Annotated in this window: 23 protein-coding genes and 2 tRNA genes; 11 read left to right on the top strand and 14 right to left on the bottom strand. The window is 60.8% G+C overall.

Features of this window, described 5'->3' with window-relative positions; all coding sequences use genetic code 11:
- Positions 1–33: 33 nt before the first annotated feature.
- Positions 34–1,503 (bottom strand): DEAD/DEAH box helicase, encoded by a 1,470-nt coding sequence (locus tag INT29_RS02700; protein ID WP_193070657.1) that lies wholly within the window; start codon positions 1,501–1,503, stop codon positions 34–36.
- A 62-nt stretch (positions 1,504–1,565) separates the two neighbouring features.
- Here INT29_RS02700 and INT29_RS02695 point away from each other — a divergent pair, with 62 nt between their 5' ends.
- On the top strand, positions 1,566–2,198 hold the full coding sequence (locus tag INT29_RS02695; RefSeq protein ID WP_096162876.1) for a ferritin-like fold-containing protein: 633 nt from the start codon (positions 1,566–1,568) through the stop codon (positions 2,196–2,198).
- Between the two features lie 126 nt (positions 2,199–2,324).
- On the opposite strand, the gene INT29_RS02690 is transcribed toward INT29_RS02695, so the two are convergent.
- Positions 2,325–2,546 (bottom strand): DUF3107 domain-containing protein, encoded by a 222-nt coding sequence (locus tag INT29_RS02690; protein ID WP_096162875.1) that lies wholly within the window; start codon positions 2,544–2,546, stop codon positions 2,325–2,327.
- Between the two features lie 91 nt (positions 2,547–2,637).
- Positions 2,638–3,174 (bottom strand): TetR/AcrR family transcriptional regulator, encoded by a 537-nt coding sequence (locus INT29_RS02685; protein ID WP_257930166.1) that lies wholly within the window; start codon positions 3,172–3,174, stop codon positions 2,638–2,640.
- 154 nt (positions 3,175–3,328) lie between these two features.
- Here INT29_RS02685 and INT29_RS02680 point away from each other — a divergent pair, with 154 nt between their 5' ends.
- Together INT29_RS02680 and INT29_RS02675 are read left to right on the top strand one after the other, a co-directional pair.
- Complete coding sequence (locus INT29_RS02680; protein WP_193070656.1) at positions 3,329–6,601, top strand: UrvD/REP family ATP-dependent DNA helicase; 3,273 nt, start codon at positions 3,329–3,331, stop codon at positions 6,599–6,601.
- Entirely contained in the window at positions 6,601–9,786 is a 3,186-nt protein-coding gene (locus INT29_RS02675; RefSeq protein ID WP_193070655.1) for an ATP-dependent helicase, read from the top strand. Before INT29_RS02680 ends, INT29_RS02675 begins: the two co-directional genes overlap by 1 nt.
- Positions 9,787–9,798: 12 nt before the next feature.
- Here INT29_RS02675 and INT29_RS02670 read toward each other — a convergent pair whose 3' ends face one another.
- Positions 9,799–10,899, bottom strand: coding sequence for an aminoglycoside phosphotransferase (locus tag INT29_RS02670; RefSeq protein WP_193070654.1), 1,101 nt, complete (start codon positions 10,897–10,899; stop codon positions 9,799–9,801).
- Between the two features lie 105 nt (positions 10,900–11,004).
- On the opposite strand from INT29_RS02670, the gene nudC reads away from it, so the two are divergent.
- Both nudC and INT29_RS02660 read left to right on the top strand, forming a co-directional pair.
- Positions 11,005–11,982 (top strand): NAD(+) diphosphatase, encoded by a 978-nt coding sequence (nudC, locus tag INT29_RS02665; protein WP_193070653.1) that lies wholly within the window; start codon positions 11,005–11,007, stop codon positions 11,980–11,982.
- Positions 11,979–14,018 carry an ATP-dependent DNA helicase UvrD2 gene (locus tag INT29_RS02660; protein ID WP_193070652.1) on the top strand — a complete coding sequence of 680 codons (2,040 nt, stop codon included), beginning with the start codon at positions 11,979–11,981 and terminating at the stop codon, positions 14,016–14,018. Before nudC ends, INT29_RS02660 begins: the two co-directional genes overlap by 4 nt.
- Here INT29_RS02660 and INT29_RS02655 read toward each other — a convergent pair.
- The gene (locus tag INT29_RS02655; RefSeq protein ID WP_193070651.1) at positions 13,995–14,897 is read right to left on the bottom strand and encodes a hypothetical protein; all 903 of its coding nucleotides are present in this window, start codon (positions 14,895–14,897) and stop codon (positions 13,995–13,997) included. The genes INT29_RS02660 and INT29_RS02655 overlap by 24 nt on opposite strands.
- 61 nt (positions 14,898–14,958) lie before the next feature.
- Here INT29_RS02655 and INT29_RS02650 point away from each other — a divergent pair, with 61 nt between their 5' ends.
- Entirely contained in the window at positions 14,959–15,243 is a 285-nt protein-coding gene (locus tag INT29_RS02650; protein WP_193070650.1) for a hypothetical protein, read from the top strand.
- Positions 15,244–15,413: 170 nt separating this feature from the next.
- On the top strand, positions 15,414–15,971 hold the full coding sequence (locus INT29_RS02645; protein WP_101572484.1) for a M48 family metallopeptidase: 558 nt from the start codon (positions 15,414–15,416) through the stop codon (positions 15,969–15,971).
- On the opposite strand, the gene INT29_RS02640 is transcribed toward INT29_RS02645, so the two are convergent.
- Both INT29_RS02640 and INT29_RS02635 read right to left on the bottom strand, forming a co-directional pair.
- Positions 15,949–16,518 carry an NUDIX hydrolase gene (locus INT29_RS02640; protein ID WP_101572481.1) on the bottom strand — a complete coding sequence of 190 codons (570 nt, stop codon included), beginning with the start codon at positions 16,516–16,518 and terminating at the stop codon, positions 15,949–15,951. The two genes, INT29_RS02645 and INT29_RS02640, sit on opposite strands and share 23 nt — an antisense overlap.
- Positions 16,519–17,979 (bottom strand): zinc-dependent metalloprotease, encoded by a 1,461-nt coding sequence (locus INT29_RS02635; protein WP_101572479.1) that lies wholly within the window; start codon positions 17,977–17,979, stop codon positions 16,519–16,521.
- A gap of 171 nt (positions 17,980–18,150) precedes the next feature.
- On the opposite strand from INT29_RS02635, the gene INT29_RS02630 reads away from it, so the two are divergent.
- Together INT29_RS02630 and INT29_RS02625 are read left to right on the top strand one after the other, a co-directional pair.
- Positions 18,151–19,290 (top strand): PDZ domain-containing protein, encoded by a 1,140-nt coding sequence (locus tag INT29_RS02630; RefSeq protein ID WP_101572477.1) that lies wholly within the window; start codon positions 18,151–18,153, stop codon positions 19,288–19,290.
- 32 nt (positions 19,291–19,322) lie between these two features.
- Positions 19,323–22,301 carry a UPF0182 family protein gene (locus tag INT29_RS02625; protein ID WP_226831113.1) on the top strand — a complete coding sequence of 993 codons (2,979 nt, stop codon included), beginning with the start codon at positions 19,323–19,325 and terminating at the stop codon, positions 22,299–22,301.
- 125 nt (positions 22,302–22,426) lie between these two features.
- Here the strand turns inward: INT29_RS02625 and INT29_RS02620 are convergent, their stop codons facing one another.
- The 6 genes from INT29_RS02620 to INT29_RS20360 form a co-directional block, all read right to left on the bottom strand.
- Entirely contained in the window at positions 22,427–23,452 is a 1,026-nt protein-coding gene (locus INT29_RS02620; RefSeq protein WP_101572473.1) for an ABC transporter substrate-binding protein, read from the bottom strand.
- A gap of 82 nt (positions 23,453–23,534) precedes the next feature.
- Positions 23,535–23,852, bottom strand: a complete 318-nt coding sequence (locus INT29_RS02615; RefSeq protein WP_101572471.1) for an MGMT family protein — start codon at positions 23,850–23,852, stop codon at positions 23,535–23,537.
- A gap of 282 nt (positions 23,853–24,134) precedes the next feature.
- A tRNA-Met gene (locus INT29_RS02610) sits at positions 24,135–24,208 on the bottom strand.
- Between the two features lie 66 nt (positions 24,209–24,274).
- Complete coding sequence (locus INT29_RS02605; RefSeq protein WP_145997431.1) at positions 24,275–24,670, bottom strand: IS3 family transposase; 396 nt, start codon at positions 24,668–24,670, stop codon at positions 24,275–24,277.
- Positions 24,667–24,948 carry a hypothetical protein gene (locus INT29_RS02600; RefSeq protein WP_180958979.1) on the bottom strand — a complete coding sequence of 94 codons (282 nt, stop codon included), beginning with the start codon at positions 24,946–24,948 and terminating at the stop codon, positions 24,667–24,669. Before INT29_RS02600 ends, INT29_RS02605 begins: the two co-directional genes overlap by 4 nt.
- 6 nt (positions 24,949–24,954) lie before the next feature.
- The gene (locus INT29_RS20360; protein ID WP_257930165.1) at positions 24,955–25,086 is read right to left on the bottom strand and encodes a hypothetical protein; all 132 of its coding nucleotides are present in this window, start codon (positions 25,084–25,086) and stop codon (positions 24,955–24,957) included.
- A 55-nt stretch (positions 25,087–25,141) separates the two neighbouring features.
- On the opposite strand from INT29_RS20360, the gene INT29_RS02595 reads away from it, so the two are divergent.
- Complete coding sequence (locus INT29_RS02595; protein ID WP_193070649.1) at positions 25,142–25,636, top strand: hypothetical protein; 495 nt, start codon at positions 25,142–25,144, stop codon at positions 25,634–25,636.
- Positions 25,637–25,778: 142 nt separating this feature from the next.
- Here the strand turns inward: INT29_RS02595 and INT29_RS02590 are convergent.
- Positions 25,779–25,852 (bottom strand) — tRNA-Met (locus tag INT29_RS02590).
- Positions 25,853–26,041: 189 nt separating this feature from the next.
- Between INT29_RS02590 and INT29_RS02585 the strand changes: the two genes are divergently transcribed.
- Positions 26,042–26,590 (top strand): YceI family protein, encoded by a 549-nt coding sequence (locus INT29_RS02585; RefSeq protein WP_101572465.1) that lies wholly within the window; start codon positions 26,042–26,044, stop codon positions 26,588–26,590.
- Positions 26,591–26,652 lie beyond the last annotated feature (62 nt).

Here is a 26,652-nt window from a genome sequence, read left to right as displayed (position 1 = left end):
CTCGTTCGGCTGTGACGTGCTTAGACGAAGTCTCTATTCCGCGGAGTTCTGGCCTTCGCTGGGGGCGCTTGACGTGCGTCCCACAGGCTTGCCGCCGCGGGTGCGTCGACGTTCACGGCTGCGGCGTGGCTTCTTCGGTGCTTCGTCGCCTGCGGAAGAACCGCTGCGGTTCGAGGAACCGCCTCGCCGCGATTCAGATTTCTTGGGACCTGTGTGGTCGTCGGAGCCTTCGGTCTGCTGCCTGCGCAGGCGCCCCTTCGTTCCCTTCGGAATGGAGAGGTCCGTGAAGAAGTGCGGTGAGGTCGAGTAGGTCTCGGCCGGTTCGTCATGGTCGATTCCGAGAGCCTTGTTGATCAGACGCCAGCGAGGCATGTCGTCCCAGTCGACCAGGGTCACGGCGATGCCCTTGTTGCCGGCACGACCGGTGCGGCCGATGCGGTGGACGTAGGTCTTCTCATCGTCAGGGCACTGGTAGTTCACGACGTGGGTGACATCGTCGATGTCGATTCCGCGGGCCGCAACATCGGTGGCCACGAGGACGTCGACCTGACCGTCGCGGAAGGACTTCAGTGCCTTCTCACGCTGGGCCTGGCCGAGGTCGCCGTGCAGGGGCTTGACCTGGAAGCCACGGTCGCCGAGTTCGGCGGCGAGCTTGTCTGCGGTGCGCTTGGTGCGGGTGAAGATGATGGTGCGTCCGCGTCCCTCGGCCTGCAGCATGCGGGCGACGAGTTCGCTCTTGTCCATGGAGTGGGCGCGGTAGACGAACTGTTCTGTGTTCTTGCCCAGCAGTGACAGGTCTTCGTTGTCGTGGGCGCGAATATGTGTCGGGCGGCTCATGTAGCGGCGGGCCAAGGTGATGACCGCGCCGGGCATGGTGGCGGAGAAGAGCATCGTCTGGCGGTGTGCGGGCACAGCGTTGATGATCTTCTCAACGTCGGGCAGGAACCCGAGGTCGAGCATCTCGTCAGCCTCGTCGAGGACGACCGTGCGGACCTTGTGCAACCTAAGGACCTTGCGCCCGTAGAGGTCGAGGAGGCGGCCGGGAGTGCCGACGACGACATCGACACCCGATTTGAGCTTCTTGATCTGCGGGTCGAAGTCCATGCCGCCGTAGATGGTCATGATGTCGATGTCACGCTGAGTGGATGCGGTGACGAGGTCGGCAGCGACCTGCTTCGCGAGCTCACGTGTGGGGACGACGACGAGAGCCTGGGGGAGGCGTGTCTCACTCGAGTCGGACACCATCTCGGGCGTGTTCTCGGGATCGACCGGGGCAGACCCGTCTTCATTCTTGCCCATGACACGCTGGAGCAGAGGAATGCCGAAGCCCAGCGTCTTGCCGGTTCCGGTCTTCGCCTGTCCGATGATGTCGGCTCCGGACAGTGCCACCGGCAGTGTCATCGCCTGGATCGGGAAGGGGTGGGTGATGCCCTTGGCAGCCAGCGCGGCCACGATCGGTCCAGCAACTCCAAGTTCAGCGAAATCTGGTTCTGTCTCCGCCATGTTTCAAAACTCCTTTTAGCGCCTTCGCGCTCGTCATGGTCGTGAACCGGTACTCTTGAGTTATGCCCGATTCTGCCCCATTGGCCGGTAATAATGCTGCTACGCTCGCGCTTCTGGCGTTCGGCGAGCTGACCGCTTTCGAACGAATGGCCACCAACGCAACCACCGCTGTGCACATGGACGATAAAGTCACTTTGGCGCGGCTGGCCTCTCTGTCCTTTGCGAACTTCGAAGAGCTCTCGCAGCACATCAGTCGATTGGGCCAGGATGCGGTCGAGCTCTGTCAGCATTTCGAGCCGACCTTCTCCGTGCTGGCTGAACGGACTCGTCCTCGTGACTGGCACGAAAGTCTCATGAAGGGATTCGTCTTCGACGGAATCATGAATGACTTCTACCGCACGGCCGTGAATGAGCTCAGCGAGCCCGGATACAGCCTGGCAATTACAATTCTCGATGATACACGTGCGACCGAATATGTGCGCAATCGTCTGACTGCAGACGTGGCTGCCGACACCCAGCTGGCCTCGCGTCTGGCGCTGTGGGGACGCAAGCTTGTGGCCGAGACCCTGGGGCGTGCACGCAACCTTCTCACCGACCCGTTTCTCGGCATCGACGAGGAATCGGTGGTGGCATCGATTCCTGCGGTGACGGCCAATCATTCGAAGCGGATGTCGGCTCTGGGACTCGTCGCCTGAGGCTCCGCGATTCCGGTACGTGAATAGGCTGGGGGCCCGGTGAGAAACCGGGCCCCCAGCCTATTCACGGGGAATTCACCGAGACGCGGTGTTCAGCCGTGCACGATGCTCTGCGCAGGCAGTCGTTCAGGCTCCGAAGCCGACGCGACGGGCAGTTTCCGTGCCGATCTCCACATAGGCCAAAGCCGATGCCGGGACGAAGACCTGGCGGCCCTTCTGGTCTGTGAAGGACAGCAGCGAATCGGCCTTGACGGATTCTTCCAAGCGTGCGGCCAGATCCTTCGGTGTCTCGTCGGAATCCATGACGATTTCGCGTGGTGACTGCTTGACGCCGATCTTGATTTCCATTGTGCTCCTTGTACAGGTCGTGGTGTGATTCGTGTTCAGCATAACGTCAGCGGAGACGTGTTTTCTTCCCTCATCAGGTCAGAGTTCCCAGTCACTTCGTAGTGAAGGACTGGAGTCCGCCCCAGCTCATCTGTGTGAGCAGGCTGACGGCGGTGTCGACGTCGATCTCCGGCGTCGTCTCAAGCTGTTTGACGACGACCTCGGCGGTGCCGATGAGCGTCCGGCACAGCATTCGAGCCTGGATGTCATCAAGATCGGTGTAGCTCTTCAGTGCAGACATGACACGGGAGGCGGTGCGTTCACGCAGGTTGCGGATTCGCTGCTGTGCCTCGGGTTCGTAGACATCTGAGTTGAAGAGGATGACGAATTCTTCGCGGTGGGAGACGACGAATTCGAAGTAGGAACGATATGTGGCACGGACCTTCTCATGGGGATCATCGGTCGATCCGATCGCGACATCGAGGGCCGTGTCGAGGTGCGCGGCGGAATCGTCGATGAGCGCCAGGTAGAGGTCTTGCTTCGATGCGAAGTGCTGGTAGAGGACAGGCTTTGAGACGCCAGCCGCCTCGGCGATCGTGTCCATTGAGGTGGTCCGGTATCCGCGGGTTGCGAAGACAGAACGTGCCACCCCCACCAACTGGTCACGGCGCTGTTCACGGGGCAATCTTTGTTGCGGACTCGACATCCCATCATGCTACGCGAAAACCTAGTCCGGGTCCCGGCAACGCGCTCGACCTCGGCCACATCGCCCCCATGTCCGTGGCTCATGATGGAATACGAGTATGGATGAAGTGACTGAGGGAATCGGCGCGAAGCTGCTCGCGGGGGAGTCGGTAACGGTCGTGGGACGTCCCGGAACGGGCAAGACGACGATGCTCGAAACCGTCTACGCGCATCTGATGTCGGCGGTGAGTCCCGCATCGGTGCTGGTTCTCACGCCCAACCGTGATCATGCCGACGTGCTGCGCAACCGACTCGCAGTGCCAGCAGATGCAGTGTTGGCAGCGGCTCCTGCTCGAAGCATCTCATCGTTTGCTTACGGGATTGCCCGGGCGGCTCACACGACGCAGACCGGGGAAGACCTGGAGTTCATCTCGGGAGCGGACCAGGACGTGTTCCTCGCTGATCTTCTCGCCGGGCATGAGCACGGCTATGTTCGAGGCCCCGCCTGGCCGTCCGAGATCACCGCGGAGGTGAGATCGACTTCGGCATTTCGGACAGAGGTCCGTGACTTCCTCAACAGAATCATGGAATTCGATTTCGGTGTTCGGGTTCCGGCCCCGGCGGTCGACGGTGTGCCCGGTCAGGCTCCGGAATTCGTGTTCGACTTCGGTCGCAGCGTCCTTGATCGTGTGCTTGAAAGACACCACGATCCGCGGTGGGAGGCTGTGGCCCAGGTGCTCGACGAGTACCTCGACATCATGAGCATGCCCGGCTACGGAGGCACAGACTCTGCGACCGTCCTGGCGCGAGCGGCGTTCGAAGTCCTGCGCGAACCCGCCGAGGTGACCGCGGGCCGAGCCTGGACCTTCGCTCCCGATGTGGTTCCCACCGTTGTCTTAGCCGATGGAGTCCAAGATTTCCCCGCTGCGAGCTGGGGTCTGCTAGAGCAGCTGCGTGAGCGCGGGAGTGCTCTGGCGCTGTTCGGCAGTCCAGAAACCGTGACCGGACGCTTTCACGGGGCCGACGCCTCGATCATCGATCGCAGCGTTGCCGATGGGGACTTCACGACCGTGGTCCTCTCCGACGTGCAGGGCACGGGGCCCGACATCATCGACGTCAGCGATGACTTCGGTCGCCGCATCACCACACGGTGGGGTCTGCGCCATATGCCGCGGCCCACGGGGGATCCTGAGACCACAGACGACAGCTCGGCACCCGGTGACGTGTCCCTCGACGCCGATGTCGACACACCCGATGGCGCGGACACTTCGTCCGTGAATGATGTGCCTGCGAGCGTGGAGACGCATGTGTTCGAGGGAGCAGCCTCGAGCTATCGGTACCTGGCGAGGCGAGTGACGGAGTTCGTCGACGCCGGCCATGCGTGGTCAGATGTGGCCGTGCTGTGTCGAAACACCTCGACTGCCCGAGTCGTGGCGAACGAATTGAGTGCCTCAGGCGTTGCGACCGCGAACATCATGCAGCCTCTCAGCATCGATCCCGCCACCGCACCGCTGCTCGAGCTGCTTTCGCACACACCAGACTTCGCTGACGACGAATCGATTGCGGCACAGGCTCTGGCCTTGGCCGGAAGCGTCTATGTTCGCCTCGACCCAGTTCAGATCAGACGATTCAAACGTGTGGTGAGGAAGAATTTTCCGGCACCGAACAGTTCGACGTCTCTGGCTCACGCACTGCGCAGCGAGGTCGACGACTCATCTCCAACCGGGCTGGCCACGATCGCTCGGATGCTGCGAGCAGCAGCTGAGGTGCGATCGGTCGACCCGCATCAGGCACTGTGGATGATCTGGTCAGCGTCGGGTGTGGCCGAGAGGTGGCAGTCGGAGGCGCTTCGAGACCCGGAGTCAGTGGCCAATTCCCACCTGGACTCGGTGCTGCGGTTGTTCACCTTAGCGGAGAAGATCTCCGACCGTGGAGGATTCACAGCACGCTCGTTCGCTGGGATCGTGGCCGAACAGGACATCGCGCAGGACTCCTTGGCTGCGCGGGCCGGCACGGATGATCACGTGCAGGTGGGCACCCCGTCGTCTCTGGCACATCTGCGAGTGCCGCTGGTCATCATCGCCGAGGTGAACGAAGGGGTATGGCCCAACCCGAAGATTCGTGGCGGCATCCTCGGGCTCGACGATCTCAGCGCCGTGCTGGCAACCGGTGATACCGCGACCGGTGACCCGGGCTACCACTCCCATGCCAAACGGAAGAACCTGCGCGAAGAGGGCGAACTTTTCTACACGGCGCTGACTCGGGCCGAAGCACACATCATCGTCACCGCAATCTCTGATGCAGAGAGCAGCCCATCACCGTTCTTCGACGTCATGGCCGCACGAACAGAGAAGGGCACGGAGGATGCCGACAGCTACGCGATCACTCACGAAGACGAGCTCCTTCCCCTGTCGCTGGCAGAGATGGCTGCGCACACTCGGGCACGCCTGCTGAGTGCCGCTGCAGCCCCGGGACAGGAAGAAGCACCCGATGAAGAGGTGGAGGACTGGGCGCAGCTGCTGGCGGCGCTGACGGCCACCAGCTCTACGGTCGAACCACCCGAACAATGGCGTGAGACCGAAGACATCACCTCCTCAGAGCCTCTCTTCACCTCCGAGGACACAGTGCGAGTCTCACCATCGCAGGTCGAGTCCTTCACCGACTGCTCACTGCGCTGGTTCCTCACACGCAACGGAGGCGATAGGCCAGGGTCGATGGCCCAGAATCTGGGGACAATCATCCATGCCGCGGCGGAGAACTTCCCACGGGGGCCTGCCTCGGACATCCGGGAATACGTCGACCATGAATTCGCGACCCTCGAATTCGACGCGGAGTGGGAGCGGGATCGCGAACACTCTGTGGCGATGAAGATGGCCGACCGCCTCGGTGAATACATCAAGACCGCACCCGGTGAACCCATCGGAGTCGAAGCTCAGGTGTACGCCACCGGGGTGGATGACAAGGGCCAGGAATGGAAGGTCACCGGGCGCCTCGACCGACTCGAACAGATGCCCGAGGGCATCCGAATCGTCGACTTCAAAACCGGAAAGAACGTCGTCAAGGGTCAGGAGATGCCCCGCCACGCTCAGCTTGGTGTCTACCAGGAGGCGATCAACTCCGGAACCATCACCATCGGTGACGACCAGGTCATCGACGCTAAAGCGTATGGAGCGGAACTCGTGTTCCTGCGCCATTCCAAACAGACGACGAGAGAGCAGTCCGCGCTCGAGATCGACGAAGACCCGGGGTGGGCCCGAGACCTCATCAACGATGTCTCCGATCGTATGCGAGCTGCCGAATTCCCGGCCCGAGTCGAACCTCAGAAGTGTCTGAGCTGTCCTGTCCGCACCTCCTGCCCGGCAATCGGGCCACAGACGTTGGAAGAGTCCTGATGCGCTTCACTGCAGAACAACTGGCCCGCCTGACCGCCGCCGATCCCGGGCAGGCATTCCCACCGAGCGAAGAGCAGCGAATCATCATCGAAGCCGACCCGCAGCAATCGATGAAGGTCACTGCCGGCGCAGGTTCAGGCAAGACGACTGTGATCTCCCAACGCGTCGTATGGCTCGTGGCCAATGGCTTCGTGGCCCCCGAAGAGATCCTGGGGCTGACCTTCACTCGGAAGGCCGTGGGCGAACTGGGCGGTCGGATCAGAGTGCTCCTGGCCCGGCTGCGCCATAACCTCGGGCTGGGGGCGGAGATGAGCCTGCCTGGTCTCGACAACCCCACAGTGTCGACCTACAACTCCTATGCGGCTTCAATAGTCAGCGAGCACGGAATCAGCATCGGCATCGAACCAGAGACGGTGCTGCTCGATGATGCCGCCGCCCATACGATCGCCGGTTCGATCGTCGACTCCACCTCAACAGACGAGATCCCCGGGGACTTCGCACGAGAGACGATGATCGCTGACATCATCTCGCTGGCAGCGGCGATGAATGACCATGGTCGCGACCTCGACGAAGTCACGGACTATCTCGACCAGTGTCTGCAGGCACTCGTCTCGAGCAAGGGCAAGCCCGTGGATCCCAACGGTCGTCGGGCCAAACTCGAGGCGAAGATCAAGACAGCGAAATTGGCCGACGCATACATGATGGCCAAACGTCGCAACCTGGCCATGGATTTCTCGGACCAGGTGCGGTTCGCTCAGCGCATCCTCGACGAAGTGCCGGCGGCCCGCAGCGCCGAACAGCAGCGGTGGTCGATCGTTCTCCTTGACGAATTCCAAGACACTTCGGTCGCACAGCTGAACCTGCTGCACGACTTGTTCCAATCCACCGCTGTGACCGCCGTGGGCGATCCCAGGCAAGCCATCTACGGTTGGCGCGGTGCCAGCGCCGACAACATGATCCGCTTCTCAGCAGACTTCGACAATGTGGAAGCACTGACTCTGAGCACCAGCTGGCGCAACGACCACACGATTCTCCAAGTCGCCAACCGGACAGCTGAGGGATTGGCCGGGAGCAGAGAAACGCCGTTGTCGGCTCGCGCAGGAGCAGGAGACGGTGGCGTGGCCATCGACATCAGTTCGGGAGCACACGATCCGGATTTCCTCACTGTCGGACTCAGGTCACTGACACAGTGGGTCGCCACCGTTCCCGCAGGGTCATCCATCGCGGTTCTGTGCCGCAAACGCGCCCATTTCGCACCGGTTGCCGCGGCATTGGAAGCTGCCGGCTACGCCGTTCACGTCCACGGCTCATCGGGTCTCCTGAGCGACCCCTTCGTCGCCGACCTGCGGGCAGTGCTCACGGCCGCCGTCGACCCGATGGCCGGTGACAGTCTGATGCGGCTGATCAGCGGACGTCTGCTGGGACTCGGTGCCACAGACATCGCCGCTCTGCAGACATTCACCCGGAAGCAGAACGATTCGCGACTGGCCGAGTTCATAGGCGAGAGTCCTGACGGTGCTGGAGTCGTGCCCGAATCCATCGACCAGCCGACCATCGTCGAAGGCCTTGACGAACTCATCGACCTCTCTGACACGCTCGACGGGTCGGCACGCAACGCCGACGCACGGTCAATGGTGAACAACTTCCGCAATTCCGGTCTGAGCACGACCGCACTCGACCGCCTGGTGAGGTTGGCACGGGCTCTGCGCCATGTCCGTTCCGGTTCGGGGACCATCGCGACCATCATTCGTACCGCGATGACTGAAACCGGCGTCGACTCCGACATCTGGGGACTGAGTGACTCTCTGCGCAACCTCCACCGCTCTGCGATCGACTCCTTCCTGTCCGCTGCAAGCCAGTACTCGGCAACCGACGATCAGCCGTCCGTGCCGGGCTTCCTCGAATGGCTGACCCTGATGGAGGCGAAGGATGCGCTGAGCGTGGCCGAGCCGAATTCAGCCTCCGACGCGATCGACATCATGACGGTCCACGCCTCGAAGGGACTCGAGTTCGACGCAGTCGCTGTGCCGTCGTTGGTAGTCAAGGACTTCCCGACGGAACCGCGAGACAAAGAAGGGTGGATGGACAGAACAGCACTTCCGTACCCACTGCGAGGCGACCGCGCTCATCTGGTCGACTATGATCTTCGCACCGCCGACTTCGACACGAAGAAGGCACTCGATGAATGGGTCAGCGAATTCATCAAACCAGCCATCGCGGATGCGCACGAGGAAGAGGAACGACGCCTTGCCTACGTGGCATTCACCCGCGCCAAGCACTACCTGTGGTTGGGTGCGGAGCTGATGGGCGCCAGAGCCAACCCAGACGAACCGTCCCCGTTCCTGACCGAGGCGATCGAGGTACTGGAGTGCAATGTCGACATGCCGGAACCCGCCGAGGAATCTGCTGAGGACCGTATCGAAACAAGCATCTGGCCCGTGCCCCGGACTGACCGCGTGTCCACAGCCAGGCGAGCGGCAGACTGGGTCAGCTCCGCTGCCCCGGCCGGCCTGGATGAGTTGGGGCAGAAGCCGGGCTTGGTGGGCCGATATGCGCGACAGGCGCTGCGGATCAGCAGTCGCCAAGGCGCAGGCACCACCGGAAGCGTGCCGGATCGACTCTCGGCGACAGCACTCGTCTCGTGGCGCAGAGACCCCCAACAATTCATCACTCAGACATTGCGCCCGATCCCGAATCCCCCGAGCCGAGCCGCAGAGATCGGAACCACCTTCCACTCCTGGGTCGAGCAGCATTTCGGACAGGCGAGCATCGACATCGACGACGAACAACAGGTCCAGGCCATCGACAAAGCGACGATCGAACGTCTGCAGCAGACATTCATCGGCTCCGAATTCGCGAGCAGGCATGCCGATCACATCGAGATGTCATTCGAACTCGTCCTCGGCCGGTTCAGAGTCCCTGGCAAGATCGACGCGGTCTTCATCACAGGCGATCACGCTGAGGTCGTTGATTGGAAGACGTCCAAACAGCCGGACGAGCAGACTCTGGAGGTCATGAAATGGCAACTGGCTCTCTACCGGTTCGCCATTCAGCGGGTCCATCCCGAGATCACCGAGGTGACGGGGACCTTCTACTTCGTCGGCAGCGACGACATCGTGAGGTTCACCCAGCTGCCGGAGGAAGCCGACATCATTGCGTGGTTGGAGGCCAACGACAGCACGTGAGGCAGGAACAGCTCAGTTTGAGGGGCGAGGAATTCCCCCGGTCGGTTCACCGTCGTCCGATGCGGCATCCTTGTCGATGATGTCTTCAGTCTCCGACTCGGGCTCTTCGGGCGGCACAGCCTCCGTGTGAACTGGGTCGTGGACCGTGTCTGCGGCTGCTGGTTCCGGGGGAGTGGCAGCAGGCTGGGCATCGTCTTTGGCGAACAGGACATCGTTGAACGAGGACAGAAGTTCACCTGCGTCCTGAATTGCCTCCTCATCGCCGGAATCTACTGCTTCGAGCAACCAGTCGAGAACGGCGAATTCGGCCAACAGCTCGGCACGGGTGATGACATGTTCGTCGGCCCGTGGTCGGGAGTTTCTGTACTCGCTGAAGAAGGACGGAACAGCAGCAGGATCGATCAGCGCCGAGGCTGCAGCCAAATCGATGGCAGGGTCTGAGACCCGCATACGCTCGATTCCCGACAGCGCGAGTACGCGTTCCTGATCGGTGTAGACACTGGTTTCGTCGATCGCACCGTGGATGGGGGTGGCGAGGAAGCGCCAGAGAGAGACCTTCTCAAACTCCTCTTCCCAATGCTGGAGCAGATCAGCTGGCACCCGACCTGTGGCCGCGGCCTGGTCGAGCCTCTCGAGGATCTGAAACTGGAACCGTGAGGGGTCCTCGACGGGGAAACCCGCCTCGGAAATCGATTCTGGTGCTGCCGAATGTACGGTGGCCAGAGCCTGTGCCAAGGAACTAGCTCGAGCGACGTCTGCAATGGCCTGATCACCCACAGGGGCACCAGGCAGGGGGTCGATCAGGGTCACAGTGATCGGTGCAGACGTGTCGAAGTATGCAGGCTCAACCTCGGTGATGGCGCGCAGATGAGGCCAGACGAATCCGGCATGCGGATACATCATGTCGTAGATTCGAGCTGCTTCGGCAGCCGAACCGGTGTCTGCTGACCGATCGAGGCTTGTCTGTGCTGTCGCCACCAACTGCTGCTGACCATCGTCGAGCAGAACTCTGATTCCCAGTCCCAACGACGGTAGGGGGACCCATTCCGTCGGGGAAAAGTCGTCGAGCATCGTTGCCGCGACAGCTGCCAACTTGAGCGCCTTGGTATTCACCCTCCCCAATCTACCGTCTGGCACGGCCGGAGACAGAAGATTTGGCCGTTGAGCGTGTCAGCACCCACACTTCTCGCGTCAGGACCCTGAGTTATCGTGGAGGACATGAAGCCACTGCCACCCGTGAAACCGATCAGTCTGGCCCGTCATGGAATCGATCGCGACCATCTTTCTCGTGGCCAAGACGGTGACCTGGAAAAACTGTGGGCCAGCGGAGCAAAACCCGTGTTCGAACATCGTGGTTCACTCCTCGTGGCGTCGGGGGGTCTGTTCATCAGTGATCCAGATTTGGTGCCGGGAGGCCAAACCGAGATCTATCTCGGTCGCGATGGTGAAGGACACCAGTACATCGGAGTCTCTCTCGATGATTCCGGCCGCAGTCAACTCGATACGTCGCTGGCGACGTGGCGGGCACGCGACGCCACAGACCTGCTGACCGCACCGGGAGAGGGCATCGACAGCGCCGAGCCGGTCTGGTTGCCCCTGCGCCAATTGGCAGAATCGCTCGACGACGTGCAGGTGTCCCTGGCTTGTGAGATCGTGAGCCTGGGCAATTGGCACAGAGCCCACCAGTTCTCGCCCCGCACCGGACTGCCCACCCGACCAACCATGGGAGGCTGGGTGAGATCGGACCCCGAGAATGACAGCGAACATTTCCCCCGCACTGACCCAGCCGTCATCGTCCTCATCATCAACACAGATGAGGACGGGGTCGAAAGAGTGCTGCTGGGCAACAACGCGGCCTGGGAGGCCGACCGCTTCTCCCTGCTGGCTGGTTTCGTCGAACCCGGTGAGACCCTTGAACGCGCTGTCATTCGCGAAGTGTTCGAAGAAGCTCATGTCGAAGTGAGGAATCCGCAGTACCTCGGATCCCAACCCTGGCCGTTTCCGTGTTCACTGATGCTCGGCTTCTCAGCTGAAGCCCCAAGCCTCGAATTCGCTGCCGATGAGGCAGAGATCGCCACACTGACATGGTTCACCCGGGAAGAGCTGCACGCAGCCATCGAAAGCGGCACGGTCCGTGCCCCCGGACTCGTATCGATCGCCGGGCAGGTCCTTTACAGCTGGTTGGACAACATTTGAATGCTCAGGCCGTAGCACTGCTCGATGCCCTCGACGACGAGCAGAAGGAGGTCGCCACCCAATTCTCTACACCGGTGATCGTTCTGGCAGGCGCCGGGACAGGCAAGACCCGTGCGATGACCCATCGTATCGCCTACGGCATCGCCACCGAGGTGTTCCCTCCTAACCATGTTCTGGCCCTGACCTTTACGGCCAAGGCCGCAGGGGAGATGCGCTCGCGCCTGCGTGACCTCGGTGTACCCGCGGTCCAGGCCCGGACCTTTCACTCCGCTGCTCTGCGCCAGCTGCGCTTCTTCTGGGATCGCTTCGCAACAGGTGACTTCCCCCGAATCATTGACAACAAAGCCGGAATCCTGGGGTCAGTGCTGCAGGGAATGGGCATCGAGACCAGCCGGGAATTGAATCGGGACGTGGCCTCCGAACTCGAATTCGCTGCCGCGTCGCTCCTCGGGGTCGACGACTATGCCACCCACGCCGCTACGCGCGATCTTCCCGGCACATTGAGTGTTGAGGACATGGTGCGCATCTTCGAGGCGTACAGTGAAGCGAAGACACGCGGGCGTCTCATGGACTTCGAAGACGTTCTGCTTGTTCTGGACGGAGTCCTCGCCGAGTATCCCGCAATCGCAGCAGACATTCGCGATCAGTACCGACACTTCGTCGTCGATGAGTTTCAGGACGTTTCGCCCCTCCAATACGATGTCCTCTCGCGCTGGCTGGGGCCACGGGACAACCTCTGCGTCGTCGGTGACCCGGCCCAGACGATCTATTCGTTCGCCGGAGCAGATTCTTCACTGCTGGGGACACTCGATGCCTCATTGCCCACGTCGACGACGATCCAACTGGTTCGCAACTATCGGTCATCGAAGGCGATTGTGTCCACGGCGAATAACCTGCTTCGCCACACATCGCGGACCGCATTGACCTTGCGCACCGACAACCCTGAAGGCCAAGCGCCGGTCATGACTGAGTACCCGACCGATGATGCTGAAGCCGTTGGGGTCGTCAAGGCCATCTCCGCCGAGGTTAATGCCGGTCGTCGTCCGCGCAACATCGCAGTTCTGTTCCGCACGAATGGTCAGAGTCCCGCCTACGAGCAGGCTCTGGCCGCAGCCGGAATCCCGTATGTTCTGCGCGGAGGAGAACGGTACTTCGCGCGTAAGGAAGTCAAAGAAGCCATTCTTATGCTCAAGGCGGCCCGTGCCACCTCAAGTGGCAGATCCCTGCCTGAGGTCGTCGCCGAGGTGCTGGTGTCCCTGGGATACTCGACCAAACCGCCTGCAGCAGGTGCAAGTCGACAGAAATGGGAATCACTGAAGGCTCTGGTTGATCTGGCGGGGACGCTCCAAGCAGGATCTGAACTGCCGGTGCCTCTAGAAACTTTTCTCGCTGATCTCAGCGATCGCGCCGAACACCAATTCGCTCCCGATATCGAAGGCGTCACCCTGGCCTCGTTCCACGCCGCAAAGGGCCTCGAATGGGACAGTGTGCACCTCGTCGGACTCAGTGAGGGCCTGTTGCCCATCAGCTACGCCCAGACGCCGCGAACGGTCGCTGAGGAGCGTCGCCTATTCTATGTGGCGCTGACCCGTGCGGGCAGAGATCTCAGCTTGAGCTGGTCACAGTCACGCCATGATTCCAGGCAGCGACCGCGTAAGCCGTCCCGATTCCTCAGCGAGCTCGGTCGCATTGATCCATCTGCAGGTCACGGCCGTCGCACTTCGACCACGGTGGCGATGAACCGTTGTCGATCATGCGGCAAGGTGCTCGTCTCCCAAGTCGACCGGGCCCTGTCACGGTGTGCCGACTGCCCACCCGACATCGACCTCGAACTCCTTGACCGACTGCGCCGGTGGCGGGCACGCGTCGGTTTGGAACAGGGTCTGCCTCCCTACCTCGTTCTCACCGACACATCCATCTCTGCGATTGCAGAGATCAGGCCCCAGGACATGACTGCATTGGCGAAGATCCCAGGTGTCGGAGCCACCAAACTCGAACTCTACGGGTCAGGACTATTGAGCCTGCTCGTCGATTAGGTCGAAGTGCGGTACAGATACTCGACATTGGCAGCGGGGATGGAAAGCCAGACTCTCGTCCGTGCCGATCCCTGTGGCCAGTGAGACGTTTCTATTCACCGGTTCTGTATCGGGCTGCAACAGCGATCGTCTGAGGACCTGGACGACGTTGAGTGCGCCGAGCACACGTGACAGGGGATCGCTGAGACTTTCTCTGTCGGGGAGTGCTCGAACGTGGGAATACTGGTCCAACCAGGAATCATCGGCGTCCTTCTTCCGCAGGCACGCACAGACGGCGCACGGTGTCGTTCCCGGACGGATGAGGCCAGTGACCTCGAGAGAATACTCCCCGATCACCACCTGGCAATAGGGAACTTCGTGATCTGTGAGCCAAGTTGCGACGTGTATATCCGGGACGAGGTAGGACGTCGTGATCACCAGCGGTGAGGACAGCAGATCGAGCTCCTCGACGCGGCGCTGCTCTGCGATGGCGAATCCGGAGGCTGAGAGATACTGCTCGGTGACTGCTCGCAGCGGGCCCAGCACCACGATCGGCGATTCGCCGAGGAGCCTCGACACACGATCGGGGGATAGGGCGAAGATCTGTGCAGTCGCCAACAGCGGCGAACTCTTCGTCACCAGCACGGCATCGGAATCGTCGGGAACCAGCACTCCTGCTTCGTCGAGCAAGGTGATCAACGAACTCGCCCGGCCCAGGTCGGCACCGAGATCCTGTGCCCGCGAATAGTACTGGGCCGAACCGACACCCATTCGGAGTTCCTCGACGAGGGTGACATCTGCGGGCAGGAGACCGTCGATGAGGACAGGATCATCGACGCCGAACTGCACACACGATGGCGACCGCCACGTGATCGGCACACTGGGAAAAATCCGGAACATGTCTCCACCTCACCTCGAACCCTTCGGACTTCCACAGTAGTGAAGGTGGAGAGCATCCGCCATGGACGAGATGGAACTGTGGAAAACCCTGTGGAAAACAGTCGAGGGCAAGCCGGAAAATGCATCCCGACGTGCCCTCAACCGCTTTGTGCCCCAGGCGCTCGCGGAGACTCGTGCAGCTTCCCCTTCCGCACGCATCTCCGGGTTTTCCGGGGTCAATCATAGAACCTATTCTGCATTTGCCGCCCCGTCAATGTCGGTTCATCCACAGACCAGTCAACAGAGTGTGGATAACCTGTGGATATGTCGCCCTGAGTTGTGGAGAAAAGGTGCCTTGAATGATTGAATTTGGGACTCCGGGGAGAGCGAAACCGTAGGTCACTTCCGCATACAGCGGTCTCCATGGATGATTCGGCCTGGGGACAGCCCCACGGGGCTGTCGAAATGACGATACTCAGGAAACTCACAAGTAGAGACAGGTGATTCGACGGCTGACGAATTTCCTATGATGGGTCTGTGGCAACTCTACACAGATGGACCGAAGAAGATGTGCTGCGGGCTATCGCCCGTGGGGAGATCGAAGTGCGTCGCTCCGCGCGCCGCAAGAAGACCATTTCGGTTTCGAAGGAAGTCGATACCTACGTTCTCAGCACGCCTGTGCGATACAGCGTGGAACACAACATTCGCTCGTTGACCGATCTGTTCAATCGCCTCGCGGCCAGGGACCATTCTTCGGCGTCGGACCTCGTCGCTGTGGCAGATGAGATGAACGCCCGCTATTTCGATGGGCGTCTGCGTCCGCAGTCGATCAGGTGGGTGACAAATCAGAACATCAGTCGGTGGGCATCGACGACGACCTCGTCAGGAGACATCAGGGTCTCCCACCGTCTGCAGGCCGTGCCTCGTTGGGTGCTGGAGACCGTCATCGTCCATGAGCTAGCTCATCTGCAGGTCGGACCGCACAACAAGGCATTCCATGAGTTGGCGGACAGGCACCCCCGTCAGGCAGAGGCGAAGCTCTATCTAGAGGGCTTCAGTGCAGGAGAGCAATTCAGTCGTGGCGGCGGTCGCTGACCTGTCGTGCTTCCACACCTGCCCGATAGAGTTCCGGCAGTCGCACAATGAGGTCGGGCATCAACGCGGTCGGCAGGGCAGTGAGAGGGAACCACTTCACTGCCAGAGACTCGTCGGAGACGACTGGAACCTGGTCCACAGACGCGATAGCGGCGAACACCACGTCGAAGTGACGTTCGCACGCACCGAAGGAGGCCGAGAGATCATGCACATGGAGATCGATCGGGGCGGGGGAGAACCAGGTCAGCCGACTCAGTCCGCTCTCCTCCATGGCCTCTCTGCGGGCCGCAGAACGCAGACTGTCGTCTTCGGCCTCGAGGTGACCCCCGAACTGACCCCAGAGACCGGCCTTGCGGTGGTGGTTGAGGAGCACGGACTCCGTGTCCGGGTCGAAGACGAGGCAACTGGCAGTGACATGCTCAGCACCAGCCTCGCGTTGCAGCGCTGAGGCGCCGACGGCGGTGAAGAGGCGCTCGAAATCGAGCGTGAAATCAGACGGTGCCGACGTGGCGCCGACCTCGGCACGGGCGGTCTCGAGATGGATCATTCAGCTCTCGCTGCGGCCGCCAGTCTCATCACCCTCGTCTGACCCATCGTCGGTGTCGGAGCTCGAGCTGGTGTCGGAGTCGGAACTAGCGTCGGATCCGGCGTTGTTCTGCGGTTCCGAGTCCCCGCTGGTTTCGGTACCTTCAATACCTTCGGCGAGAATACGGTTCAAGGCCTCGTCAAGAGTTGATTCGCTGGTCCATTCGGCATTTCGACGTTCGGAGTATCCCAACGGATCGTCGAGATCCTGTGTTGTGGGCAGAAGGTCGGGGTGTGAGAACACCTTGTCTCTGGCCTCTGTGCCTCCCTGCGTCTCGAGGTATCCGAACAGCGCCGCAGCATCACGCAGACGCCGTGGATTGAATTGCAGGCCGACCAAGGTTGAGAACGTCTTCTCAGCAGGGCCCGCGGTGGCTCGACGGCGGCGCAGAGCCTCACGGATCTGGTCGCGTCCCGGAAGATGAGCACATGCGGAGTAGACGACGACGTCGACCCATCCCGCGATGACCGCGAGGAGGTTCTCCAGATTCGTCAGTGCCTTCTTCTGATCCTCGGTCGTCGGGGGATTGAACAGTCCCTGGCGGATATTGTCACTGAGGTCGGAGATGTTGGATGGATCGATCTGTGAGGCCATGTCCTCGATCTGTGAGGTATCGACCTTCAGACCCTGCGCATAGCGTGTCAACGCAGCTTCTACCTGTGCACTGAGCCACGGGGCCCGTTCGAACAGTGCAAGATGTGCGAGCTCTTGGGCGGCCAGGTAGATCCGGACTTCCGAAGCGTCAACGTCGATCTCAGACGCGAACTTCTCCACGTTGGTCTCCACGAGCACTGCACTGTCCTGCGGCAATAGGGGCAGTCCCACCTCGGTGCCGGTCAGCACGCTCTCCGACAACGCGCCCACGGCCTGACCGATCTGCATTGCGAACATCGAATCGCTCATCGAGCCGAACATCGAAGAGGCACCTGCGAGGATTCCCTTCATCTCTGCCGGCATCTGAGTCTCCAGTGCCCCTGTCAGGGCAGTGGACATGTTCTCCTTGATCGGGAGCACGAATTTCTGCCACCCGGGCATGGTCTCGCTGACCCAGTCCTCGCGGGTGAGTGTGCGGGCTGCTCGGTTGGCCACGGAGAACTCGGTGGCTTCGGCGAGCCAGAGTTCGGCAAGTCGGAAGGCGTCTGTGGTTGCCTTAGCAGATTCCTCGCCCACAGCGGGGTCAGGAGTCGGGATCGCCTTCTTCGCGATCTGCGTCGCCTGCGCCTGAGAGTCGGCGCCCTGCCCGAAGAGACCTTGCATCTGATTCATGATCGTCGACATCATCGCGGGATCGATCTGGAAGCCCTGCGGACCGGCGTTGCCGTCCTTGTCTTCGCCCTGACCGGCCCCGGGACCGTTGGCTCCGAAGAGCATTCCGAAGATCTGCTCGAACGGATTCTGTTCGTTGTTATTGTCATCGCTCATTTTCTCAATGCCCCCAAGAATCGGTTTGTCCTATACGTTAACGGTTCCGGATGTGGGAAGCTTCCCAATTCCGGGAGGTTTCGGAGGATGTTCGCACCGGGCGAAAGGAGTCTGTGAAACTCACGGTCAGGTTTCAACTAGACTGGTCGGGCGGTGCAGCGAAAGGAACACATGACAGCTAATACTCCTCGGGCCGTGCCGGTGCCCGAAGCACCGACGCGTGGCAACGCTCGCCGACGCGCCCCACGTCTGACCACGACTTCAGGGGTCATGACCTATCTCCTCATCGCTCTGGCAGTTCTGCTGCCGGTGCCATACATGTTGCAGCTGCCCGGCCCGGTCTTCAACACCCTCGGTGACTATCAGGGCAAACCCATGATCCACGTCACCGGCGCCAAAACCTACCCGACCGATGGTCGCATCGACATGCTCACGGTGGCTGTTAGCGGCGGCCCGGGTCGTGACACCTATGCTTCGCAGGCCCTCGGCGCTCTGCTCCACGGCAAGGAAACAGTCATCCCCACCGAGGCCTACTACCCACTCGACACGACGAGGGAAGACGTGGCGGCCACCAACGCGGTGGAGATGTCATCCAGTCAGGATGTGGCCGTTGCGGCCGCAATGGGACAGCTGGACAAGCCGTACGAGGTTCATCTTCTCGTCGGCGACGTAGTTCCCGACTCTCCCGCCGAGGCGAAACTGCGCAAGGACGATCGGATCATGTCCGTCAACGGCAAAAAGTTGGGTTCCGACCCTGCAGCCGCACAGATCATGAGCGAGACGGTACAGTCCTCTGACTCGGTTGACCTCGTCGTCGAACGCGGGGGTAAGAAGATCGACGTCGCGCTGAAACCTGAGCCGATCGATGGTCGCAAAGCCATCGGCATCAGTATGAAACAGGACTTCAAATTCCCCGTAGACGTGGCATTCAATGTTGAGGGTATCGGCGGCCCATCTGCCGGCACCATGTTCGCATTGGCGATCATCGACGAACTCACACCCGGGGCGATGACCGGTGGTAAGCATGTGGCAGGAACCGGCGAGATCGATCCTGCAGGAAAAGTGGGCCCCATCGGTGGTGCCCGACAGAAGGTAGCGGCCTCGACTGAGCAGGGGGCGAAACTCTTCCTTTCCCCCGCAGACAACTGCGCAGAAGTCATCGAGGCTGCCGATCAATCCAAAATCACGGTGGCGCGAATCGATAATCTCGATGATGCGCAGAACGCCGTGGAACATTACGCAGCTGGAGACACTTCAGATCTGAAGAAGTGTCCGGCCAGCGGCGCCGACAACAACGAGAAAGGGCAGTAGTGAGCTCTCCGTCCTCACCCACCTCCGCACGAATGCCGACGAACCGGCCCAGACGTTCGCCTCTGCTGCTCACTCTTGTGTCAGTGGCGATTCTGCTCGTCGCTTTCATCGCGTTCACACAGGTGTACACCGAAGTTCTGTGGTTCAAGCAGATCGATGCTTCACAGGTTTTCCGCACCATGTGGTTCACCCGCGGACTCACCTTCCTCGCCGGATTCGTCATCATGGCGGTCCCGGTGTGGCTGAGCCTGCATCTGGCCTTCAGCAATCGCCCGGTGTATGCGCCGACAACCCCGCGCCAGGAGAACCTCGATCGGTACCGTGAAGCAATCGAGCCGCTTCGGAAGGTCGCGACCTTCGCGATCCCAGCGGTCGTCGGCCTGCTCAGCGGAATCACCGCCTCGGCGCACTGGAACACCGTCTTGCAGTGGATGAATTCGACCTCGTTCGGCTCGCAGGATGCCCAGTTCGGGATGGACAAGTCGTTCTTCGTCTTCGTCCTGCCCGGCCTGCGATTGATCGGGGACCAGGTGGGGATGGCGGTGCTGCTGTCGCTCATCGCTGCACTCGTCGGACATTATCTCTTCGGCGGTATCCGCCCGGGAGAGCAGAAGGGCGTCATCCTGACGAAGACCGCCCAGTGGCAGCTGGGAATCACCGTTGCCGCCCTGGTCCTCGTTCAGGCAGGCCGTCTCTGGCTTGCCCGGTACGAACGACTGACTTCGACGGGTGGCATTGTTCCCGGAGTGACCTTCACCGATGACAGGGCGGCACTTCCGGCCATGGCCATAGTCGCGATCGCAGCGGTGCTTGTGGCGTTGCTGTTCGTCTATACGGCGTGGAAGGGAAACTGGCGGATCTCGCTCATTGCGACCGCCACACTCATCGTCCTCGGTGGCATTTCGATCATCGCCTATCCCGCGATGGTTCAGCAGTTCCAAGTCGCTCCGTCCCAGCAGAGCCTGGAATCTGAATACATTCAGCACAACATCGATGCGACCCGTGACGCCTTCGACTTCGATGACGTGGATGTCACTCCCTACGAACCGAGCACCAGTGGTGAGAAAGGTGCATTGCGCGAAGACGCTGAGACTGCTGCATCGATTCGTCTCCTCGACCCCAACTTGGTATCGGACACGTTCCGCCAGCTCCAGCAGGTCAGGCCCTACTACTCCTTCCCCGAACAGCTCGACGTCGATCGCTACAACATCGACGGTGAGAAGCGCGACACCGTGATCGCGGTGCGTGAATTGGCTCCGGACTCGGTGAACAACCAGAGCTGGTACAACCGTGCAATCGTCTACACGCACGGGTTCGGTGTTGTCGCCGCCAACGGCAATCAGCGTAACCCCGATGGTGAACCGGTGTTCATGGAATCCGACATTCCGCCCAAGGGAGAGTTCCCGAAATACGAACCGCGCGTGTACTTCGGTGAGGATTCACCGGACTACTCGATCGTCGGCGGCGAGAAGGACACAACTCCTCGAGAGCTGGACTACCCGTCCGATGAGGATAGTGGTTCGGGCCAGGTGAACAACACGTTCACCGGTGACGGCGGGCCATCCGTGGGTGGACTCTTCAACCGTCTCGCCTACGCTCTGAAATATCAGGACGAGCAGATCCTGCTCTCCGACGCGGTCAACGAGAAGTCCCAGATCCTCTACGAACGCCATCCGCGTGAACGCGTGCAGAAGCTGGCACCGTTCCTCAAGATCGATGGAGACCCGTACCCGGCTATCGTCGACGGCAAGATCAAGTGGATCCTTGACGGCTACACAACAGCAAAGGACTACCCGTATTCGACGCCTCAGCCGCTGCAGGAGGCCACCGAGGATTCGGTGACGGCAACTGCGCCCAACTCCGTGGCGACACTTCCGGATGAAGAGGTCAACTACATTCGGAACTCGGTGAAGATCACTGTCGATGCCTATGACGGCAAGGTCGACATGTTCCAGTGGGACAAGAAGGATCCTGTTCTCAAGACGTGGATGAAGATCTTCCCGGATCTCATCAAACCCTCGTCCGAGATGTCGGGCGACCTGATGAACCACGTGCGATATCCGGAAGACCTGTTCAAAGTGCAGCGTGATCTGCTCACGAAGTACCACGTGACTTCGGCCAGCGAGTTCTACACCGGCCAGGACTTCTGGACGCTGCCGACGGATCCGACGAAGAAGGCCAACAGCGGTCTGACTCAGCCTCCGTTCTACATGACCCTGCAGATGCCGGGCCAGAAGTCCCCGTCGTTCTCTCTGACGAGCTCCTATATTCCTGCACGCTCCTCTGAGGGGCAGGCACGGAACAACTTGACCGGCTTCCTGTCAGCAGATGCCGATGCCGGCGGTTCCAAGGGAGAGGTTGCAGAAGGATACGGCAAGCTCAGGCTTCTGCAGCTGCCGCGTAACACGACGGTGCCCGGACCAGGTCAGGCTCAGAACAACTTCAATACTGCCCCGGATGTTCAGCGCAGCCTGAACCTGCTTCGTCAGGGTGAGTCTGAAGTCCAGAACGGCAACCTGCTCACATTGCCCGTCGGCGGCGGTCTGCTCTACGTGCAGCCCGTCTACGTACGGTCCGCAGGCGACACGTCCTACCCACTGCTCCAGCACGTACTGGTGGCATTCGGCGAGGACATCGGATTCGCTCCGACCCTGGACGAAGCCCTCGACCAGGTCTTCGGCGGCGACTCAGGTGCCAAGGCCGGCGACGCGGGTACCGAGGACAGCGGTGCAGCAGGCAAGTCGGGCGGGTCCAAGAGCGACGACGATTCCGGCTCCAAGCCTGATGACAAGAATCTCAACGATGCGCTTGAGAAGGCTAAGAAGGCTATGGAGGATTCCGACGCAGCCCTCAAGGAGGGTGACTTCGAGAAGTATGGAAAGGCGCAGGATCGTCTGAAGAATGCGATTGAAGATGCGGTAGCAGCCGATCCTTCTCTCGCCGAGGATGGTTCGAAGGACGGAGCGTCAGCTCCGGCCAGTGCCCCTGCCGATAAGGGCGGGGACAACTGACACCCGCGCCGGTCGACGTTGAATGAGTCAGGCCCCTGGGATCCGTTCGGATCCCAGGGGCCTGACTCATGTGCCGGGGCCGACATGCGGGCCGCCCCTTTCAGGGAGGCGACGGCTTAGTCGGGTCAGTCTGTCAGGTATCCATCGAGGTCATCGACGATCTGTTTCGCCCCGATTGGCCCCAACCCGAGGAACCAGACGTCGTCTTCGACTCGGAAGGCTCTGTCGTCCTCTACTGCCTTTATCCCCGACCATTGGCTGCCGGAGACTGCTGCGGTCTCACCGGTGGCCTCAGGGTCGCCATAACTGGTGTAGAAGACGTAGTCTCCACCAGCCTGGTCCAGATTCTCCGGAGAGATCTCGACCGCGAGCTCAGCAACGTCCTGTGCTTCAGGACGGGCGAGCCCGGCATCGTCGAGGATGACGCCGATGAGGGACTTGTTGCCGTAGAGCCGCAACCTGTCGGGCATGAATCGCACGAGTGAGATAGTCGGCTCGCCCTCGACCGTCTCGTCGAGTTCGTCGGTGGCCTTCGCATATTCATTGAGCACGTCTGTGGCTTCATTCTCCATGCCCAGCGCCTCGCCGACGAGCATGAAGTTCTCCTTCCACGGGAACCCCGGCCGAATCGAGAACACCGTGGGTGCGATTGATTCGAGTTCGTCGTGGAGCGTGTCGGCACGCAGTTGGCTGCCCAGAATGAGATCCGGCTCAAGCTCGGCAATCGCCTCGAGATCGAGTTCGTTGATCGTGCCCACCGTGTCGACGTTTTTGACCTGATCGTCCAGGTAGGAGGGCACCGGGTGAGCTCCCTCGGTGGTGACCATACCGACGGGAGTGATGCCCAGGGCGAGGACATCGTCGAGTTCACCGGTGTCGAGCACGACGACCCGTTTGGGCGCTTCCTCAATCTCGGTGGTGCCGTTGGCATGTTTCACCGTGCGGGGAAATGCCCCGGGCTCAGCATCACTTCCCAGCTCAGCGGTCTCTTCATCGGCTTTTGCGAAGGCTTTACCACCGGTAGCAACATCCTTTTTTCCAGTGTCCTCACCCCTGTCAGCTTCTGTGCCGGATGTGCAGGCGCTGGTGAGCAGGAGGACGGACAAAGCGGTTGCGGCCACTGCGCAGGTTCCGCGGGAAGTAATATGCATAAGGTAAGCGTAACCTTGCTAACGGTGACTCTTGGGCGCTGGTGTCACTCAGTCACAGGTGGCACGTGGTCACAGTTCACACTTAGTCACGGTTGATACGGTGGAGGGCCAAATTCACACGCTGTCCGAGGATTTCGTTTCCCTCCTGACGCAGCAGGCCTGTGGCCAAGCGACTGTGACAGGTGCTGGGTGTGCCGTCGGCATAGATGATCCGCCACCACGGCGCAGCATCAGCGATCTGACCCACGAGGCGTCCTGCCTGGCGGAGGCCGACGTTGATTATGGTCGCGATGTCTCCGTACATTGCCACGTATCCGGCAGGCACAGATCTCACAGCCCTCCGAACTGCGTCTTGGAGGCTCGGCCGCTTCGCACTCGCAGAATCAATCGGGCTGCGCATTGCCGTACCGCCTGATTGCAAATGTGGTGGAGTTACAGCCGTTGCCTCCTGAACCGATATAGAGTAGGAATCGCCCTGTGTTCATAAGCGCCTGTGCTCCCATGATCTGCATCCCTCATCTAAGTTGAGCGTGACCGTTGGTATCTCTTCCACCCTAGACCTGCGGTTGAAGATCTGGCGCGGACGATGGGGGGCTATAGGTCAGTAGATGTGTACGGGGGAGCGCGGGTCAGGTGAATGCGTAGAGCCCCCATCCAATGGATGGGGGCTCTACGACTTTCGTGGCGGGGGCAAGATTTGAACTTGCGACCTCCGGGTTATGAGCCCGGCGAGCTACCGAACTGCTCCACCCCGCGGCGTTTGTTTACTTGGTAAATACTACGTCCTCGCAAGTCAGAAGCATAATCGGCATGCAGATGACACTACGTCTCCCCCGGCAACACGGCCGAGTCGCCACCGCAGGATGTTGTTTTGGACAGGGCCGGGGGATCGGGGGAGAAGGGGGCTGCTGAAGGTTTGGTTGACTTCATGACGAGATCGTCCGGGCATTCTTCGGCCCTGGCCGGAGCGGTCGTCGGCTGCTTCCGTCTCGTACGAACCCCATCGATGCCCAGCCTGTGCATCAACCTCTTGCTGGTGCACCGGGCCACCGGACCGAACCGGCCGGTATGCTCACGATTGATCGCCTTCCACATCTTCCGCGCCCCGTAACAGGAATAGTTCGCCTCATAGATGTCTTGGATGATGACCATGAGTTCCCGGTCCTGACGGGGACGGGCTGAGGGTAGGCGCTTCTTAAGCGCGTAATACGAGCTCACAGCAATCCGTGCAGCAGTCCCTGAAAGGGCGCGCACGATTGGCTCGACTCCGAACTCGTCGCAGTTGTTGTCGATGAAGCCGACGATTCCCCCGCAAGCGGGAGGTGCCCCCTCTTGGATGGGCGGTCGAGCTCCGCCGCGAAGAAAGCCGACGCCCGGCGCAGTATTTGGTTTGCCCGTTTCGCTTCGGTCAACTCGGCGCGCAGTCGACGGTTCTCGGCATCAAGGTCGACCGATTCCGCCGGCGTGGCTTTGCCGGAGTCCTTGTTCTTGCGCACCCAGACTCACAGGGTCTCCTTGCTCAGGCTGAGTTCGTTCGCGACGCGGGTGATTGCCCCATTCGCGGTCTCAGGATCGGCTTGAGTATGGATGACGAGTTCGACGGCACGAGCTTTGGGTTCGTCGGTGTATTTCATTGGTATGAGAGGATCTCCTTCTTCCAATCTCCCTGCCTCTATTATCCTCAGGGCGATGGCGATTCACCTCCTCAAACACCGTACTCGTGCCCACGCCGGCACGCCTCGACCCTCGTACGTCAGACCGGGCCAGACCTGGTGGTACACACACCTACGGACCAGGCGGGCGTGGAGACTCCTGGCCGGACTGATCCGTGACGACCAGCTTTTCACCTGGTTGGGCCTGGCGAAGGCGGGCGTCAAGGTCGCGCGGACGACGAACCCGTTAGAGGGCGGGTCGAACGGGGCCGTCAAGGAGTTCCTACGACTCTGCAAGGGTCTAACGGCCGATCATGCCGGGCGGGGAGTCGACTGGCTGTTGTATCTGCAGACAGAAGCTGCGAGGGATCCGTGGGACTTCGTCACGTCGGCTGCGAGGACGAAGAAGCCTCGGCGCACAGCCGCGGAGGCTGATGCCAGTCGCCGGGAGACAAAGTCTTTGTATGGGACGTCGTTCAGCGTCAAGGACGGTAACGGGATCCAGAAAGTGTGGGACGGGCGATCACGGTGAGACCATCAGGGCTAGCCTGCCGGACACACTCTACCCATACACACATTTTGGCCTATGACCCCCAATCATGGGGATGCGGGGAGCCAGAGACAAAGAATGTGCCGCGAAACCGAGTGAACGATTTCGCGACACATTCGCAACGTGGCGGGGGCAAGATTTGAACTTGCGACCTCCGGGTTATGAGCCCGGCGAGCTACCGAACTGCTCCACCCCGCGTCGTGTTTTCTACTTTACACGAGTGGTCTCCTGCGGGCCAAACCGTTTATGAGTGACGTCCAACACATGTCTGCTTGCCGTTCAACTGGCGCCCCATTCTGGAATTGAGTGCGTCTATTGAGTTGCATGTAGTTGAAATAAAAACTAAAATCATTCTTGTACTTCAAATTTCAACCAACAGGAGAAATCATGACTGCTCTTCCAAAGGGACTCACTGCAGGAACCTGGAACATCGACCCAGTGCACTCCGAGTTCACATTCACCGCACGCCACGCTGGCGTCTCGAAGGTGCGCGGACACTTCGAGGACATCGCTGGCAGCGTCAACGTCGGTGAGACCCTCGAAGGCAGCACAGTTGCCGCTGAGGCCGACGTCGAATCGATCACCACACGCAATCCTCAGCGCGACGGTCACCTTAAGGGCGGTGACTTCTTCGAGGCTGAGAACAACCCGAAGCTGACCTTCAAGTCCACACGGATCAACGCTGCTTCCAATGAAGAGTTCGAACTCATCGGTGACCTCACGATGCGCGGTGTGACGAAGGAAGTCACCTTCGCCACCGAGTTCAGCGGCGTTGCCACCGATCCCAACGAGAACCAGGTCGCGGGCCTCTCGGCTGCGGCCCAGGTCGATCGTAAGGACTTCGGTATGGAGTTCAATGCCGTCCTCGGCGGTGGAGAACTGCTCGTCTCCAACAAGATCAAGATCGAACTTGAACTCGAACTCGTCAAGGCCTGAACAGTCTGACGCTGACGCTGCCACAGGTGCATCTGCGCTGTGGCGGTCACAGTGAAAAGGAG

The sequence above is a fragment of the Brevibacterium sp. FME37 genome, assembly GCF_014897485.1.
In the GTDB taxonomy this organism is placed as follows: Bacteria; Actinomycetota; Actinomycetes; order Actinomycetales; family Brevibacteriaceae; genus Brevibacterium.
The sequence above is the reverse complement of the archived record's forward strand: the minus strand, read 5'-3'. Positions and strand labels throughout refer to the sequence as shown.

Bases quoted from the DNA above. Each gene is read 5' to 3' on its own strand.
- INT29_RS02700 (WP_193070657.1), bottom strand. From the start codon at position 1,503: ATGGCGGAGACAGAACCAGATTTCGCTGAACTTGGAGTTGCTGGACCG.
- INT29_RS02695 (WP_096162876.1), top strand. From the start codon at position 1,566: ATGCCCGATTCTGCCCCATTGGCCGGTAATAATGCTGCTACGCTCGCG.
- INT29_RS02690 (WP_096162875.1), bottom strand. From the start codon at position 2,546: ATGGAAATCAAGATCGGCGTCAAGCAGTCACCACGCGAAATCGTCATG.
- INT29_RS02680 (WP_193070656.1), top strand. From the start codon at position 3,329: ATGGATGAAGTGACTGAGGGAATCGGCGCGAAGCTGCTCGCGGGGGAG.
- INT29_RS02675 (WP_193070655.1), top strand. From the start codon at position 6,601: ATGCGCTTCACTGCAGAACAACTGGCCCGCCTGACCGCCGCCGATCCC.
- nudC (WP_193070653.1), top strand. From the start codon at position 11,005: ATGAAGCCACTGCCACCCGTGAAACCGATCAGTCTGGCCCGTCATGGA.
- INT29_RS02655 (WP_193070651.1), bottom strand. From the start codon at position 14,897: ATGTTCCGGATTTTTCCCAGTGTGCCGATCACGTGGCGGTCGCCATCG.
- INT29_RS02650 (WP_193070650.1), top strand. From the start codon at position 14,959: ATGGACGAGATGGAACTGTGGAAAACCCTGTGGAAAACAGTCGAGGGC.
- INT29_RS02640 (WP_101572481.1), bottom strand. From the start codon at position 16,518: ATGATCCATCTCGAGACCGCCCGTGCCGAGGTCGGCGCCACGTCGGCA.
- INT29_RS02635 (WP_101572479.1), bottom strand. From the start codon at position 17,979: ATGAGCGATGACAATAACAACGAACAGAATCCGTTCGAGCAGATCTTC.
- INT29_RS02630 (WP_101572477.1), top strand. From the start codon at position 18,151: ATGACAGCTAATACTCCTCGGGCCGTGCCGGTGCCCGAAGCACCGACG.
- INT29_RS02625 (WP_226831113.1), top strand. From the start codon at position 19,323: ATGCCGACGAACCGGCCCAGACGTTCGCCTCTGCTGCTCACTCTTGTG.
- INT29_RS02620 (WP_101572473.1), bottom strand. From the start codon at position 23,452: ATGCATATTACTTCCCGCGGAACCTGCGCAGTGGCCGCAACCGCTTTG.
- INT29_RS02615 (WP_101572471.1), bottom strand. From the start codon at position 23,852: ATGCGCAGCCCGATTGATTCTGCGAGTGCGAAGCGGCCGAGCCTCCAA.
- INT29_RS20360 (WP_257930165.1), bottom strand. From the start codon at position 25,086: ATGAAATACACCGACGAACCCAAAGCTCGTGCCGTCGAACTCGTCATC.
- INT29_RS02595 (WP_193070649.1), top strand. From the start codon at position 25,142: ATGGCGATTCACCTCCTCAAACACCGTACTCGTGCCCACGCCGGCACG.
- INT29_RS02585 (WP_101572465.1), top strand. From the start codon at position 26,042: ATGACTGCTCTTCCAAAGGGACTCACTGCAGGAACCTGGAACATCGAC.